The organism is Bradyrhizobium barranii subsp. apii, assembly GCF_011516635.5.
Lineage (GTDB): Bacteria > Pseudomonadota > Alphaproteobacteria > Rhizobiales > Xanthobacteraceae > Bradyrhizobium > Bradyrhizobium barranii.
Genome location: NZ_CP096255.1, coordinates 9,861,743 through 9,877,641 on the forward strand (window position 1 = coordinate 9,861,743; position 15,899 = coordinate 9,877,641).

The following is a 15,899-nucleotide window of genomic DNA, read 5'->3' on the forward strand; positions in this document are numbered from 1 at the left end:
TGTTACGTTCCCTTCGCGCGCCCGAAGGCGTCCTGCCAGCGCAGGAACGGCGCGGCTGCGACCTCGATCAGCCAGTCGGTGAGCTTGCCGAGGATGGCGAAGATGACGATCGCGGCCAAAATCTGCGCGGGCTTGCCGAGCTGCTGGCCGTCGAGCAGGAGATAGCCGAGGCCTTCCGAGGCGCCGATCAGCTCGGCCGCCACCACGAACATCCAGCCAAGCCCGAGGCCGACACGCAACGACACCACATAGGCCGGCAGCACGGCAGGCAGCAGGATGCGGCGGATCATGGCGAACCCGGAGAGGCGGAAGGTGCGACCAACCTCGACGATCTTGCGATCGACGGAAAGGATCGCGCCCATCACGCCGAGATAGACCGGGAAGAACACGCCGACCGCGATCAGCGCGATCTTGGAGGTCTCGAAGATGCCGAGCCAGAGGATGAATAACGGCACCCAGGCCAGCGAAGGGATCGCACGCAGCGCCTGCACGGTCGGATCGAGCAGCCGCCGCGCCAGCGACCAATAGCCGGAGATGGCACCGAGCACGGTGCCCGCGATCACGCCGAAGGCGAAGCCGAGACCGACCCGCCATAGCGTCGCGGCGATGTGGCGGACCAGCTCTCCGGAGCGGGCGAGCTCGGCGATGGTCGCAAAGACGCGCGAGGGCGGCGGCACCAGACGGCCGTTGGACCAGCCGGACCAGACCACCAGCTCCCAGCCGAGCGCGAGGATGAGCGGCAGCAAGATTCCAAGCAACGGCCGCGCATAACGCGACAGCCGCGAGGGCGCGGCGGCGCTCTCGGCCGGTTCCGATGTCTGTTGCAGGACTGGCGCGTCGGTGATCATGGCCGGTAGGGAGCGCGTCTGGCGAGGGAATGCAACACTACTCTTGCCGCGCTTTCTTGCGTCGTCCCCGCGAAGGCGGGGGACCCATAGCCACAGGCAGACATGGCTACGGGGACTCGGAGTGACCGCCTTCGCGTCAAACTACTCCCTGGGCTTATGGGTCCCCGGCTCGCTTCGCGCCCCGGGACGACAGCGGAGTTTGTTGCGCGCACCTGCCTCTTGCGCAGAACTAGTTCGTCGGCAGCGGGACCTGGTCGTCGATCAGGGCATCCAGCGTGGCCTTCACGTCGACCTTGGCGTCGACGACGCCGGCCTGCTGCAGGGCAAGGCCGGCGGCGAGGATCGACTCGCGCTGGGGTGCGCCGATGCGGCTGTGGGTGAGCTCGGTGCGCTCCTTGAGCTGCTTGTCGACGACCGCGTCCGGCAGCTTGGTCACGGCGATGAAGGTCTTCTTCAGGTCGTCGTAATTCGCCAGCGAATATTTGCGGGCCTCTTCATACACCGCGAGCACGCGGCGGGCGGCGTCCGGATAGTCCTTCAAGAACTGCTCGCGCACATTGAGGATGCCCCAGGTGTTGGCATCCGCCTTGCGATAAAACAGTTTTGCACCTTCCTCGACCTCGGCCTGCGCCATCATCGGATCGAGGCCGGCCCAGGCGTCGACGTCGCCGCGGATCAGCGCGGTCTTGCCGTCGGCGTGCTGGAGCAGCACCGGCGTGATGTCCTTCTCAGTCAGGCCTGCACCGAGCAGCGCGCGCACAAGGAAGATGTGCGGATCGGTGCCGCGCGTCACCGCGACGCGCTTGCCCTTGAGATCAGCAACGCTCGCGATCTTGGAATCCTTTGATGTCACCAGCGCCGTCCATTCGGGACGCGAATAGACGTAGATCGACTTGATGGGGTTCCCGTTGATCTTCGCCACCAGCGCCGCCGAGCCCGCGGTCGAGCCGAAATCGATCGAGCCGGCGTTGAGGAATTCGAGCGCCTTGTTGGAGCCAGCCGACTGCACCCAAATGATGCTGATGCCGTCCTTGGCGAACTCCTTCTCCAGCAGACCCTTCTGCTTCAGGACCATCGACACCGGATTGTAGGTCGCCCAGTCGATGCGGATTTCCTTGAGCGGATCCGCCGCCCGTGCCGCGGGGGTCATGGCGAGCGCAACAGCCCCCGCCAACAGAATGCGTCGTGTAATCCCGGTCATGCCCAGCCTCCTCAAAAACTTCATTGTTTTTCAATGAGTTATTTCTAGAGGTCAACGAGAAAATCGCTATCCCGAAAGCCCCTCGGCCGAGAACGATTTTGCCCGAGGCCGGCCTTTTCCAGCATGGAACGACTATTGCCAGAGAATGGCGGGTGACAGCGCCTGTCACCTCTTATATCCGGTGAGACATGGACAGCGTCGCGACTGAGCACAAGCCAGAGGTGGACGATCGCTTCGACACCGCGCGGATCACCGCCGCGGTCGATGCGCTTGCCGAGAAGCATCAGGGACGTGAGGACACGTTCCGCACGGCCATGGCGCAAATGCTGAAGGCCGAGCTGATCGCAGCGCGCGCCGCGGCGCAGGCGATCCTGCTGAAGGACCGTCACGGCCGGCGCTGCGCCGAGCGGCTGTGCCACGTGCAGGACGAGATCATCCGCATCCTGTATTCGGCGGCGACCCGGCATCTCTACCGCTCGCCGATCCCGAGCGGCGCGGAGCGCATGGCGGTGGTCGCGACCGGCGGCTATGGCCGCGGCCTGATGGCACCGGAATCCGACATCGATCTCCTGTTCATCCTGCCCTACAAGCAGACCGCCTGGGGTGAGCAGGTGGCTGAGGCTATTCTCTACTGTCTCTGGGACATGGGGCTGAAGGTCGGGCACGCCACGCGCTCGGTCGATGAATCGATCCGGCAGGCGCGCGGCGACATGACCATCCGCACCGCGATCCTGGAAACGCGCTTCCTGACCGGCGACCAGCCGCTCTATGACGAACTGGTCGCGCGCTTCGACAAGGACGTGGTGCAGGGCACGGCGTCCGAATTCGTCACCGCAAAGCTCGCCGAGCGCGAGGAGCGCCACCGCCGCGGCGGCCAGTCGCGCTACCTGGTCGAGCCCAACGTCAAGGACGGCAAGGGCGCCTTGCGCGACCTGCACACGCTGTTCTGGATCGCCAAATACGTCTACCGCGTCCGTGATACCGACGAGCTGGTCGAGCGCGGCGTGTTCGACGCGCAGGAATACCGCACCTTCCGCCGCTGCGCCGACTTCCTCTGGTCGGTGCGCTGCAATCTGCACTTCTACTCCGGCCGCGCGGAGGAGCGCCTCTCCTTCGATCTCCAGCGCGAGATCGCGGTCCGGCTCGGCTACACCTCGCATCCCGGCATGCAGGACGTCGAGCGCTTCATGAAGCACTACTTCCTGGTCGCCAAGGAAGTCGGCAACCTCACCGCCATCCTCTGCGCCAAGCTCGAGGACCAGCAGGCCAAGCCCGCGCCGGTGCTGAGCCGGATGATGGCGCGGCTGCGCCCCGCGCCCGCGAAGCGCCGCGTCCCCGACAGCGACGACTTCCTCGTCGACAACAACCGCATCAACGTCGCCGCGCCCGACGTGTTCAAGCACGATCCGGTCAATTTGATCCGGATCTTCCGTCTGGCGCAGAAGAACAACCTCGCCTTCCATCCGGACGCGATGCGCGACGTGACGCGCTCGCTCGGACTGATCAACGCGCAGCTGCGCGAGAACCCGGAAGCGAACCGGCTGTTCATGGAGATCCTGACCTCCGACAACGCCGAGATCGTGCTGCGGCGGATGAACGAGACCGGCGTGCTCGGCCATTTCATCCGCGCCTTCGGCAAGATCGTCTCGATGATGCAGTTCAACATGTATCATCACTACACCGTCGACGAGCATCTGATCCGCTGCGTCGGCTTCCTGCAGGACATCGAGCGCGGCGGCATCGAGGAGTTCACGGTCGCCAGCGATCTCTTCCGCAAGATCCGGCCCGAGCACCGTGCGGTGATCTACATCACGACGCTGTTGCACGACATCGCCAAGGGACGGCCGGAGGATCACTCGATCGCGGGCGCCAAGGTGGCGCGCCGGCTGTGCCCGCGGCTCGGCTTCAGCGCGGCCGACACCGAGCTCGTGGCCTGGCTGATCGAGGAGCATCTGACGATGTCCACGGTCGCGCAGTCGCGCGACCTCTCCGACCGCAAGACCATCGAGAATTTCGCCGCCGTGGTGCAGTCGGTCGAGCAGATGAAATTGCTCACGATCCTGACCACCGCCGACATCCGCGGCGTCGGCCCGGGCGTGTGGAACGGCTGGAAGGCGCAGCTGCTGCGCTCTCTCTATTATGAAACCGAACCGGTGCTGACCGGCGGCTTCTCGGAAGTCGACCGCGGCAAGCGCCTCACGGCCGCCTACGCCGAATTCCGCATGGCCTTCGCCGAGTGGCCGGCGGACGAGCTCGATGCCTATATCGGCCGGCACTATCCCGCCTATTGGCTCAAGGTCGAGCTGCCGCGAAAGATCCGCCATGCCCGCTTCGTCCGCTCCAGCGAACAGGCCGGCCACAAGCTCGCGATCAATGTCGGCTTCGACGAGGTGCGCGGCGTCACCGAGCTCACGATCTTCGCCGCCGACCATCCCTGGCTGCTCTCGATCATCGCCGGCGCCTGCGCCTCGGCCGGCGCCAACATCGTCGACGCGCAGATCTACACCACGACCGACGGCCGCGCGCTCGACACGATCTCGATCTCCAGGGAATACGATCGCGACGAGGACGAGGGAAGGCGCGCCACGCGCATCGGCGAGATGATCGAGGACGTGCTGGAAGGCAAGCTGCGGCTGCCCGAAGTGGTGGCGCGGCGCACCGTGCGCAGCAAGGCGCGGCCTTTCACGATCGAGCCGGAAGTGACCATTAACAACCAATGGTCCGACCGCTACACGGTGATCGAGATGTCCGGCCTCGACCGCCCCGGCCTGCTCTACGAGCTGACCACCGCGATCTCGAAGCTCAACCTCAACATCGCCTCGGCCCATGTCGCGACCTTCGGCGAGCGTGCCCGCGACGTGTTCTACGTCACCGACCTCCTGGGCGCGCAGATCAACGCGCCGACGCGCCAGTCCGCAATCAAGAGCGCGCTGACCCACGTGATGGCCGGCGACAAGGCGGTGCAGCCGGCGGCGTGAGGAGAGAGCTAAATCTCTACCCCCTCATGCCGCAGCAGCCAGCGCTTCCGCTCGAGCCCGCCGCCATATTTCACCAGCGAGCCATCCGCGCCGATCAGGCGGTGACAGGGCAGCACCACGCTGATCGGGTTTGAGCCGTTGGCATGGCCGACGGCACGAATGGCTTTGGGCATATCGATCCTTGCGGCCATCGCGCCATAGCTCATCGTGGTACCGGCAGGAATTTGCGCGAGCGCCGTCCAGACCCTTTGCTGGAAAGGCGTGCCGGCGATGCGCCATGCGACGCGCGAGAGCTGGCCGAGATCGCCTTCGAAATAACCCGACAGCGCCGTCCGCATCTCCGTCGGCGCAGGCAGATCGCTCAGATCCACGGCGCCGTATTGCAGGCGCAACAGCTCGCGCATGCGGTGCTCGTAGTCTTCCCAGTCGAGCGCACGCAAGGCGCCCTCGGCATCGGTGACGAGCAGCGCGATCCCGATCGGCGTCGTCAGGCGATCGAGGCCGAATCGTTCAGCCGGTTTGGTTGATCGAGCGGGCATTGCGACACCAGGCCATCGAAACACGCCATCGCACTTGCCATGCCGGCCGTGCTAACGTCCACCCGAAAGCTGACGCTTTGGGGGGCTCAACTTGATTCTGATCACCAATGTCCTGGTGGCGCTGGTCGCCGCACTGCACGCCTACTTCCTGATCCTGGAGATGTTTCTCTGGGACAAGCCGCTTGGCTTGAAGACATTCCGCAATACGCCTGAAAAGGCCGAGATCACGAAGGTGCTGGCGGCCAACCAAGGGCTCTATAACGGCTTCCTCGCCGCCGGCCTGATCTGGGGCCTCGTCCACGGCAACCCGGCCTTCGCATTCCAGATCAAGGCATTCTTCCTGCTCTGCGTGATCGTGGCCGGCGTCTACGGCGCGGCGACCGTCAGCACCCGCATCCTGCTCGTGCAGGCGCTGCCGGCGGCGATCGCACTGGTTGCACTGTTTCTGACCTGATTCTCGTGACCTGAGACGCTACGGCGCAGCGTCGCGATCCTTGCGCGGCGCCGGACCTTCCTCCACACTCTCCGGCAGCGATGGCGACCGTTGCAATCAACGGGAAAAGACCGTCGACCGGAAATTCCGTCAGGAGGAACAACCAAGATGAACAATCGCAGAGCCTTCATAGCTGCCACGGCGGCGCTCGCCTTCGCGTTCTCCGCCAGCCAAGCCCTCGCCCAGAAGAAATATGACACCGGCGCGAGCGACACCGAGATCAAGATCGGCCAGACCGTGCCGTTCTCCGGCGCCTATTCCGTCTACGCCAATATCGGCAAGACCCAGGCCGCCTACTTCAAGATGATCAACGATCAGGGCGGCATCAACGGCCGCAAGATCAATCTGATCCAGTATGACGATGCCTATTCGCCGCCGAAGACGGTCGAGCAGGTGCGCAAGCTCGTCGAAGGCGACGAGGTGCTGTTCACCTTCCAGATCATCGGCACGGCCGCGAACGCCGCCGTGCAGAAATATCTCAACGGCAAGAAGATCCCGCAGCTGCTGGCCTCCACCGGCGCCGCACGCTTCAACGATCCGCAGAACTATCCCTGGACCATCGCCTACAATCCCAACTACGTGTCCGAGGGACGCATCTACGCCAAGTACATTCTCGCCAATCATCCCAATGCCAAGATCGGCGTGCTCTACCAGAACGACGACATGGGCCGCGACTATCTCGCCGGCCTCAAGAGCGGCCTCGGCGAAAAGGCAGCCAAGATGATCGTCGGCGAGGTGTCCTACGAGGTCACCGACCCGACCGTCGACTCGCAGGTGGTCAAGCTGAAGTCGCTCGGCGCCGATCTTTTCTACGATGCGTCGACGCCGAAATTCGCGGCGCAGGCCATCAAGAAGGTGGCCGAGCTCGGCTGGACGCCGGTGCACATCCTCGACATCAATGCGAGCCCGATCTCGGCGACGCTGAAGCCGGCCGGCCTCGACATCTCCAAGGGCATCATCTCGACCCAATACGGCAAGGAGCCGAGCGATCCGCAGTGGAAGGACGATCCGGGCGTGAAAGCGTTCTTCGCCTTCATGGACAAGTATTTCCCCGAAGGCGACAAGCTCAACACGGTCAACACCTATGCTTATTCGGTCGCCGAGTTGCTGACGCAGGTGCTGAAACAGTGCGGCGACGACCTGTCGCGTGAGAACGTGATGAAGCAGGTCGCCAACATCAAGGACTTCACCCCGAGCTTCGCGCTGCCCGGCATCAAGATCAACACCGGACCGAACGATTATCGCGTCAACAAGCAGATGCAGATGATGAAGTTCAACGGCGAGCGTTGGGAGCTGTTCGGCCCGATCATCGAGGACAACGGCCCGGCGGGTTAGTAACTGCGTAGGGTGGATTAGCCCTGCAGATGCGCAAAGCGCATCTGCTCGGCGTAATCCACCTCTTCGACATCCGCGGCAACAGAAGTGGTGGGTTACGCCTGGCGGACTGCGCTTCGCGCAGCCGCAAGGCTGACCCACCCTACGAACTGCGCGTCTCCACCCACCTTGCGTTGCAGCAACGCCTCATCCACAATCGCCCTCAGCGGTGACGTCCTGTGCGCAAGAGCACCCGGGCAGATCATCGACAATAACAAACCGAGGAAATTGCGAATGAGGAATGGAATGCTGCATCTGGCCACGGCAACGGCGCTGGCCCTGGCGCTGTCCGTCTCTGCGGCCAATGCCCAGAAAAAATATGATCCGGGCGCCAGCGACACCGAGATCAAGGTCGGCCAGACCATGCCGTTTTCGGGACCGGCGTCGGCCTATTCGTCGATCGGCAAGACCCAGGCCGCCTATTTCAAGATGATCAACGACCAGGGCGGCGTCAACGGTCGCAAGATCAATCTGATCCAGTATGACGACGCCTACTCGCCGCCGAAAGCCGTGGAGCAGATCCGCAAGCTCGTCGAGAGCGACGAGGTGTTGCTGACCTTCCAGATCATCGGCACGCCGGTGAACGCGGCGGTGCAGAAATATCTCAATTCCAAGAAGGTGCCGCAGTTGTTCGCGGCCACCGGCGCATCGCGGTTCACCGATCCGAAGAACTTCCCGTGGACCATGGGCTTCAATCCCAACTACTTCGTCGAAGGCCGCATCTACGGCCAGTACATTCTGAAGGAGCATCCCAACGCCAAGATCGGCGTGCTCTATCAGAACGACGACCTCGGCAAGGACTATCTGAACGGCATCAAGGCCGGCCTCGGCGACAAGGCCGCCAAGATGATCGTGACCGAAGCCTCCTACGAAGTCTCCGATCCGACCGTCGATTCGCAGGTCCTCAAGATCAAGGACGCCGGCGCCGATCTGTTCTTCAGCGCCACCACGCCGAAGCAGGCCGCACAAGCGATCAAGAAGATCGCCGAGATGGGCTGGCATCCGGTGCAGATCGTCGACATCAACGCCACCTCGGTCGGCGCGGTGCTGAAGCCGGCCGGCCTCGATGCCGCCAAGGGCTTGATCAGCGTCAACTACGGCAAGGAACCGCTCGATCCGACCTGGAAGGACGATGCCGGCCTGAAGAGGTATTTCGACTTCATGGCGAAGTACTATCCGGACGGCGACAAGGACTCGAACTTCAACACCTACGGCTACAGCACGGCGCAGCTGCTGGTCCATGTGCTGAAGCAGTGCGGCGACGACCTGACGCGCGAGAACGTCATGAAGCAGGCCGCGTCGCTGAAGGACGTCGTCAGCGACAGCGCGCTGCCCGGTATCAAGGCCAACACCTCGGCGACCGACTACCGCGTCAACAAGCAACTTCAGATGATGAAATTCAACGGTGAGCGCTGGGAGCTGTTCGGCCCGATCCTGGAGGATGCCGGCCCGATCGATTAGTTCTCGGAAACAACTGCCTCAACGACGTCATGCCCGGGCTTGTCCCGCCTGCGCGGCCGAAGCCGCTTCGGCGCGGCGAAGGCCCGGGCATCCACGTTCTTGGAGCGGCAAGTCAAAGGCGTGGATGGCCGGGTCAAGCCCGGCCATGACGATGGAAAAAGATTCGCCCGACGGCATTCAGGTGGGTATCTCTCCAAAGTTCTTGCCCACCGGCAGCACCGCGTGCCGGATCAGCCGTGAATCCTCCACCGCGGCCTGCCGATGCTTCACCGCTTCGCGATAGACGGGATCGCGGATCATCTCGACGAAGGCGGCGACGCTTGGATATTCGGCGATGAAGCAATGGTCCCAGCGCTCCTCTTGCGGGCCGATCAGCATCAGCTCGAATTTGCCCTGCCAGACGATGCGGCCGCCGAGGCGCTCGAACACCGGGCCGCTCTCGCGGCCATAGGCGGCATAGGCTTCCGCGCCGCTCGCCTTGCGGCCGTCGGGATAGGCCGCCTCTTCGCGCAAGCGCACGAGGTTCAGCATGTGGATCGGGCCGGGACGGTCGTTGTCCCGGAACTGCGCAAAAATCTCCTTGCTCGGATCGATATGGCCCATGCCGGTTCCCTCTTGTTTTATGCGGGCGATCCTAGCTCTGCCGCCTGGCGAGCGGAACTGCGGCAGGCGAATGCCGCACCTCCTAATCGCGCGTTAAGCTCTGGGTAACCGGGCCTTAAACAGCGACCGGTAGCGTGCGGCGGGGCGGGCTGACCGGGCGTTTTGCGTATGGCGTGGGGAAAGAAAAAGGGTGGGCGGAAGGAGCCGTTGATCGGCTTGCCTGCTGCGCTCGCCGATCTGCGCCTGACCGCGGCCGACCGCGTCCCCGGCGGCGAGGACAAGCCGAAGAAATCAACGAAATCATCCGCCAAGCGCAAGAGCGAGGATGCTGGCGACGAGCCGCCGCGCGAGCGGAAGGCACAAGCCGGCCGCAGCGGCGCCAAGCGCCGGTCGAAATCGGGTGGAAGCTTCAGCCTCGGCCGCCTCGTCTATTGGGGTGCGGTGCTCGGCCTGTGGGGCATGATCGCCGTGATCGGCGTCGTGATCTATGTCGGCGCCCATCTGCCGCCGATCCAGTCGCTGGAGATTCCCAAGCGCCCGCCAACGATCCAGATCGTCGGCATCGACGGCAGCATGCTGGCGCAGCGCGGCGAGATGGCCGGCGCCAACGTCTCGCTGAAGGACCTGCCGCCCTATCTGCCGAAGGCCTTCATCGCCATCGAGGACCGCCGCTTCTACTCGCATTTCGGCATCGACCCGATTGGCATCCTGCGGGCCCTCGTCACCAACGTGCTCCATCGCGGCGTCTCGCAGGGCGGCTCGACCCTGACGCAGCAGCTCGCGAAGAACCTGTTCCTGACCCAGGAACGGACCATGGCGCGCAAGCTGCAGGAGGCGGAGCTCGCGATCTGGCTGGAGCGCAAGCATTCCAAGAACGAGATCCTGGAGCTCTATCTCAACCGCGTCTATTTCGGCTCGGGCGCCTATGGCGTCGAGGCCGCGGCGCAGAAATATTTCGGCAAGTCGGCGAAGGACGTCACCGTCGCCGAAGCCGCGATGCTGGCGGGCCTCGTCAAATCGCCGTCGCGGCTGGCGCCGAACCGCAATCCGGAAGGCGCGGAAGCGCGCGCGCAAATCGTGCTCGCGGCGATGGCGGATGCAAAATTCATCACCGAAGCGCAGGCGCAGGCCTCGATCGGCCACCCCTCCTACAACGTGAAGCCGGCCGGCGCCGGCACGCTCAACTACGTCGCCGACTGGATCGGCGAGGTGCTGGACGATCTGGTCGGCCAGATCGACGAGAGCATCAAGGTCGAGACTACGATCGATCCGAAGCTTCAGAGCGTGGCGGAAGCCGCCGTCATCGACGAGCTCGCGGCCAAGAGCGTGAAGTTCAACGTCAGCCAGGGCGCGCTGGTGGCGATGACGCCCGACGGCGCGGTACGCGCCTTGGTCGGCGGGCGGAACTATTCCGACAGCCAGTACAACCGCGCAGTCACTGCGAAGCGCCAGCCGGGCTCCTCGTTCAAGCCGTTCGTGTACCTGACCGCGCTCGAGCAGGGGCTGACGCCGGACACGGTGCGCCAGGACGCGCCGATCGAGGTCAAGGGCTGGAAGCCCGAGAACTACACCCATGAATATTTCGGCGCGGTGACGCTGACGCAGGCGCTGGCGATGTCGCTCAACACCGTCGCCATCCGCCTCGGTCTCGAGGTCGGGCCGAAGAACGTGGTGCGCACCGCGCACCGGCTCGGCATCTCCTCGAAGCTCGAGCCCAATGCCTCGATCGCGCTCGGCACCTCCGAAGTCTCGGTCGTCGAGCTGGTCGGCGCCTATGCCCCCTTCGCCAATGGCGGCTTCGCGGTGGCGCCGCACGTCGTCACGCGGATCAGGACGCTCAGTGGCAAGCTGCTCTACATGCGGCAAGCGGAAGAGCGCAACCAGGTGATCGACCCGCGCTATGTCGGCATGATGAACACGATGATGCGGGAGACGCTGATATCAGGCACCGCCAAGAAGGCGGAGATCCCCGGCTGGCCGGCAGCCGGCAAGACCGGCACCAGCCAGGATTATCGCGACGCCTGGTTCATCGGCTACACCGCCAACCTCGTCACCGGCGTCTGGCTCGGCAATGACGACAACTCGCCGACCAAGAAGGCGACCGGCGGCGGCCTGCCCGTCGAAGTCTGGTCGCGCTTCATGCGCACGGCGCACGAGGGCGTGCCGGTGGCCGCCTTGCCGAACTCGCAAGCGAGCTGGGGCCTGTCGAACCTCGCGCAGGCGGCATCGCAGGTATCGCCGCCGACGGCGACGACAGCACCCGGACCGGCACCGGCGAGCAGTGGCGGCTATCGCCCGCCTCCGACGCGCGCCAATGTGCGGCCGGAAGCCGCAGCAGGCCTCGACGGCTGGCTGATGGACCGGCTGTTCGGCGGAAATCGGTAGCTTCGAGCTGAGGTCCCCAGAGCCTCAAAACAAAAAACGCGAAAACAACCCCATGCACAGTAGACGGTGACTTCAGGCGCGCCGCGCGGTGGATTGTAGGAAACGTTTGATCCGGCGGGACAAATCGAGCGTGCCGCGCAATCGTCGCGAAGTATGGCGGGGATCGCGCAAAGCGCGCTGACGTCGCCCCACTCTCAACTGTCATTCCCCGCCACCGGGTCTCGCCTTCGGCGAGCCCGATGACAGGCTCCAGCGGGGAATCCAGTACGCCGAGACGTCGAGATTCAAAATAGCTGCCGCGGCGTGCTGGATCGCCCGCCTTCGCGGGCGATGACAGTGATGGATGCGGCCAGCGTTTGCTCGGGCTGACATCGCGCCACGGCTTCGGCAAGTCCTGCCCAACAAGTCCTGCCCAACAAGTCCTGCCCAAGACGGCAAGATTTACCGATGCCGAAATATCCCTGAACGGCCAAAACACCAGTCTCTTCAAGGCTCCGACATCGGCCCGGGAATTGCTCTCTTAGGTTGAGTTTCCGAAGACTCGGGTTTAGTGGGAAGGAGCGTTCCATGATTACAGGTCTATCCAGCGCGGCGTTGCCCTATCTGCGCCCTGCATCAACGACCGGTTCCAATGCGACAACGACATCGGATCTCCAGCCGGAGGCGTCGACTGCAACTGACCCTGCGACCAGCAGCCCCGGAATCAGCGTGTCGCAACTCAAGCCGCTGCAAGGCGCCAAGCCGATCTCGGTGACGGATAACCCGGTCCTGCGCGACCTGATGGCAACGAATTGGCTGATGACCCACGGCGCGAACGCGACTCAACCGGCCGTCTCGGACGATGCGCCTGAGAACACCTATGCCCAGGTGAAGGTTGACGGCAAAGTGGTGGCCACACTGTACAATGGCGGGTCCTCGACGATGACCAACGCGGCGGCCGCAAAGATCGGCAAGCTCGAGGATCCTCCCGGTCTGAGTGGACCTGATCTGGCGCAATGGCGAGCCGACAATTACGCCAAGCTGCTTGGCGGCACCGTCGAAAAAGCGTCCACCGCGATCACGCAATCGCAATGGACACCGCGTCAAAGCAGTTCTGCGCCCTATAGTCGCGATCAACTCGACGCGGCCTTCCAGGCGATGCTGGCCGAGGGCCAGAAGGCCGCCGTGCAACTGCAATCGTCCTATCTCGCCTCGCGCGCGCAGCCGGGGACAAGCGCAGATATCAGCGCCTGACCTGAGAGATGGTTTGAGGACGCGCGGCATCCGGGCGACGAGTCAAAGCACATCAAGCAAGATCATCCCGGCTGACGCCGAACAACGAGCAGCCATCGTCGGCGTTCAACGCCCGCGATGTCGCGCGACGAGAGCTGCTCGCCTTAGATAGTCCGATGGGTCGGTCGTTCGGGGAAATCGGAAAGCGTGGCACGAGACGCACTGATGTCGCCCCGTCCTCCGCTGTCATTCCCCCCGAAAGCGGGGAATCCAGTACGCTGCGGCTTCTCGGCTTAACAATGACCGCCTCTGGAATACTGGGTCGCCCGGTCAAGCCGGGCGACGACAGTGAGTGTTGGGCTAGCAGCGAGGCCTAATCTGCAGCGCGCCCTAATCCTCGACGCCGTACCGGTGCAGGTCGTTGCCGTGCGTATCGAGCCACTTCTTGGCGCGCTCCATCGACGGGCAGGCCTTTCCGCAGACGCGCCAGAACCGCGCCGAGTGGTTCATCTCGACGAGATGGGCGACCTCGTGCGCGGCGAGGTAGTCGAGCACGTAGGGCGGCGCGAGGATCAGGCGCCAGGAGAACGACAGCGAGCCAGCCGAGGTGCAGGAGCCCCAACGGCTGGACTGATCGCGGATCGAGAGGCGCTTGACCCTGACGCCGAGCTCGACGGCATAGGCCTCCGCCGAGCGCTGGAGATCGTGGCGCGCCTCGCGCTTGAGGAAGTCGCTGACGCGGCGGTCGACATGCTCGACCCCGCCGGCGACGCAGAGAATGCGTTCACCGCTGTCGCGCACTTCTGTCCATACCGTGCCGCGCGTGCCGGCACGATGAACGATACGATGGGCCGTGCCGCGTAGCGGTATCACTGTGCCGGGTTGGAACGGCGCAGCCTTCGGCAAACGACCAAGACGTGCAGCGATCCACGCGCCGTGACGTTGTGCGAAGTCCTTGGCTTCGGCCAGCGTGCCGCGCGGCGGGATGGTGAGGATGGCTTCGCGATCGCTCGGATGGATTCTGAGCGTGTAGCGGCGCGCGCGGCGGTGCCGACGCAATCGAATCGCAAAAAACTGCGATCCATGGGTGATGACCAGGGTCTTCGGCTCGTGGGGCCGTCGATAGAGGAGTGCGCGAGTGGCCATGTCTGTCAGTCCGGGGGGCAGGAGGGCGCCCGGATTCTGCCATAACCGCCGCCAGGGAAAGCGCTCGGCGCAAAAACAAATCATTTGCCCAATATACAGCGGTCTAGCGTCCGGGAGACCCTACAGACTGGGGCTGGAACCCGGTTTTTTCGCCCCCGTTGGACGCATGCGGCACCCCCAAGGGCTGAGGTGGGACTCACTCCTATAAGGCTACCTAAATACCGCGAATCTGGAGGGAACCAGCCCCTGCCGGAACCTCCGACAGGGCGCCGATTTTCAGCGGGAAAGCCGAAAAACGCGTTTATTCGGCCGCAAGAGCCTGCAACGAGCTCGGATTCGCAGCCGAGACCATGAAGTCATGGATGCGCGGCACGATTTCCGACTTGAAGCGCGAGCCGTTGAACACGCCGTAATGCCCGACGCCCTTCTGGACGTAATGAACGCGTCGGTGATCGGGGATCGAGCTGCACAATGTGTGCGTTGCTTCGGTCTGACCGAGCCCGGAGATGTCGTCGTTCTCGCCTTCGACCGTCATCAGCGCCACGCGCGTGACCTTCGAGGGGTCGACGCGTGTTCCGCGATGGGTCATCTCGCCCTTTGGCAGCGAGTGCTTCACGAACACGGTGTCGACCGTCTGCAGATAATACTCGGCGGAGAGATCCATCACCGCGAGATATTCGTCGTAGAAGTCGCGATGCTTGTCGACGAGGTCGCCGTCGCCCTTCACCAGATTGGCAAACAGGCGCTTGTGGGCGTCCATGTGCCGGTCGAGGTTCATGCTGATGAACCCGTTGAGCTGCAGGAAGCCCGGATAGACGTCGCGCATCATGCCCGGATGCGGGAACGGCACCTTGGTGATGACGGTGTTGCGGAACCAGTCGATGCCGCGCTCCTGGGCGAGCTTGTTCACCCCGGTCGGATTGCGGCGGGTGTCGATCGGACCGCCCATCAGCGTCATCGACGTCGGCACGAAGGGATCGCGCCGCGCTTCCATGATCGAGACGGCGGCAACGACGGGAACGGAGGGCTGGCACACCGCCATGACATGGGTGTTGCCGCCAAGGACGTGCAGCATCTCGATGACGTAGTCGATGTAGTCGTCGAGATCGAAGCGGCCTTCGCTCAGGGGCACCATGCGGGCGTCGGCCCAATCGGTGATGTAGACCTCATGCGCCGGCAGGAACGCCTCGACCGTGCCGCGCAGCAGCGTCGCGTAGTGGCCGGACATCGGCGCCACGATCAGCACGCGCGGCTGCGGGCTGCGCAAGGGACGGGCGAACTTGCGATCGAAGTAGAGCAGCTTGCAGAACGGCTTTTCCCAGACCGAGCGGACCTCGACGGGAACGCGGATGCCGTTGACCTCGGTGTCGTTGAGGCCCCATTCCGGCTTGCCGTAACGGCGCGTGGTGCGTTCGAACAATTCACAGGCCGCGGCGACGGACTTGCCGACCTCGGTGCGCGCCCACGGATTGAGGGGATTCTGAAACAGGAGCTTGGTCGCATCGGTGACCGCACGCGCCGGATTGAGAGAGGCCTGCCCCATCTCGTACATCCAGTACATCGGCGTCGTCAGGACCGGACTGCCTTCGGCCGCCAGGGGCGGCGCGCCGCCGAACTCACCAATAGGCATCGCTAAAATCCTCTTCGCATCGCAACATA

12 protein-coding genes are annotated in these 15,899 nt (G+C 64.1%); 6 read left to right on the forward strand and 6 right to left on the reverse strand.

What is annotated here, in order from left to right; genetic code table 11:
* Positions 1 to 2 precede the first annotated feature (2 nt).
* Positions 3 to 848: an ABC transporter permease gene (locus tag HAP41_RS46895; RefSeq protein WP_166066780.1), complete on the reverse strand. Its 846-nt coding sequence runs from the start codon at positions 846 to 848 to the stop codon at positions 3 to 5.
* Positions 849 to 1,077: 229 nt separating this feature from the next.
* A complete protein-coding gene (locus HAP41_RS46900; RefSeq protein ID WP_014491109.1) occupies positions 1,078 to 2,049 on the reverse strand; it encodes an aliphatic sulfonate ABC transporter substrate-binding protein in 972 nt (323 codons plus the stop codon).
* Between the two features lie 188 nt (positions 2,050 to 2,237).
* Here HAP41_RS46900 and HAP41_RS46905 point away from each other — a divergent pair, with 188 nt between their 5' ends.
* A complete protein-coding gene (locus tag HAP41_RS46905) occupies positions 2,238 to 5,027 on the forward strand; it encodes a [protein-PII] uridylyltransferase (RefSeq protein WP_166066760.1) in 2,790 nt (929 codons plus the stop codon).
* A gap of 8 nt (positions 5,028 to 5,035) precedes the next feature.
* On the opposite strand, the gene HAP41_RS46910 is transcribed toward HAP41_RS46905, so the two are convergent.
* Positions 5,036 to 5,566, reverse strand: a complete 531-nt coding sequence (locus HAP41_RS46910) for a methylated-DNA--[protein]-cysteine S-methyltransferase (RefSeq protein WP_166066719.1) — start codon at positions 5,564 to 5,566, stop codon at positions 5,036 to 5,038.
* A 97-nt stretch (positions 5,567 to 5,663) separates the two neighbouring features.
* Between HAP41_RS46910 and HAP41_RS46915 the strand changes: the two genes are divergently transcribed.
* The 3 genes from HAP41_RS46915 (at position 5,664) to HAP41_RS46925 (ending at position 8,894) form a co-directional block, all read left to right on the forward strand.
* Complete coding sequence (locus tag HAP41_RS46915) at positions 5,664 to 6,020, forward strand: DUF1304 domain-containing protein (RefSeq protein WP_206706279.1); 357 nt, start codon at positions 5,664 to 5,666, stop codon at positions 6,018 to 6,020.
* Positions 6,021 to 6,167: 147 nt separating this feature from the next.
* Positions 6,168 to 7,394, forward strand: a complete 1,227-nt coding sequence (locus tag HAP41_RS46920; protein WP_166066633.1) for an ABC transporter substrate-binding protein — start codon at positions 6,168 to 6,170, stop codon at positions 7,392 to 7,394.
* A gap of 273 nt (positions 7,395 to 7,667) precedes the next feature.
* Entirely contained in the window at positions 7,668 to 8,894 is a 1,227-nt protein-coding gene (locus tag HAP41_RS46925; protein WP_166066615.1) for an ABC transporter substrate-binding protein, read from the forward strand.
* 177 nt (positions 8,895 to 9,071) lie between these two features.
* Here the strand turns inward: HAP41_RS46925 and HAP41_RS46930 are convergent, their stop codons facing one another.
* Positions 9,072 to 9,497, reverse strand: coding sequence for a DUF1330 domain-containing protein (locus tag HAP41_RS46930; RefSeq protein ID WP_166066578.1), 426 nt, complete (start codon positions 9,495 to 9,497; stop codon positions 9,072 to 9,074).
* Between the two features lie 168 nt (positions 9,498 to 9,665).
* On the opposite strand from HAP41_RS46930, the gene HAP41_RS46935 reads away from it, so the two are divergent.
* Entirely contained in the window at positions 9,666 to 11,882 is a 2,217-nt protein-coding gene (locus HAP41_RS46935; protein WP_166066553.1) for a transglycosylase domain-containing protein, read from the forward strand.
* 567 nt (positions 11,883 to 12,449) lie between these two features.
* Complete coding sequence (locus HAP41_RS46940; RefSeq protein WP_166105340.1) at positions 12,450 to 13,115, forward strand: hypothetical protein; 666 nt, start codon at positions 12,450 to 12,452, stop codon at positions 13,113 to 13,115.
* 369 nt (positions 13,116 to 13,484) lie between these two features.
* Here HAP41_RS46940 and HAP41_RS46945 read toward each other — a convergent pair whose 3' ends face one another.
* On the reverse strand, positions 13,485 to 14,324 hold the full coding sequence (locus tag HAP41_RS46945) for a M48 family metallopeptidase (protein ID WP_063980051.1): 840 nt from the start codon (positions 14,322 to 14,324) through the stop codon (positions 13,485 to 13,487).
* A gap of 217 nt (positions 14,325 to 14,541) precedes the next feature.
* Entirely contained in the window at positions 14,542 to 15,870 is a 1,329-nt protein-coding gene (locus HAP41_RS46950) for a polyhydroxyalkanoate depolymerase (RefSeq protein WP_071909004.1), read from the reverse strand.
* Between the last annotated feature and the right edge of the window lie 29 nt (positions 15,871 to 15,899).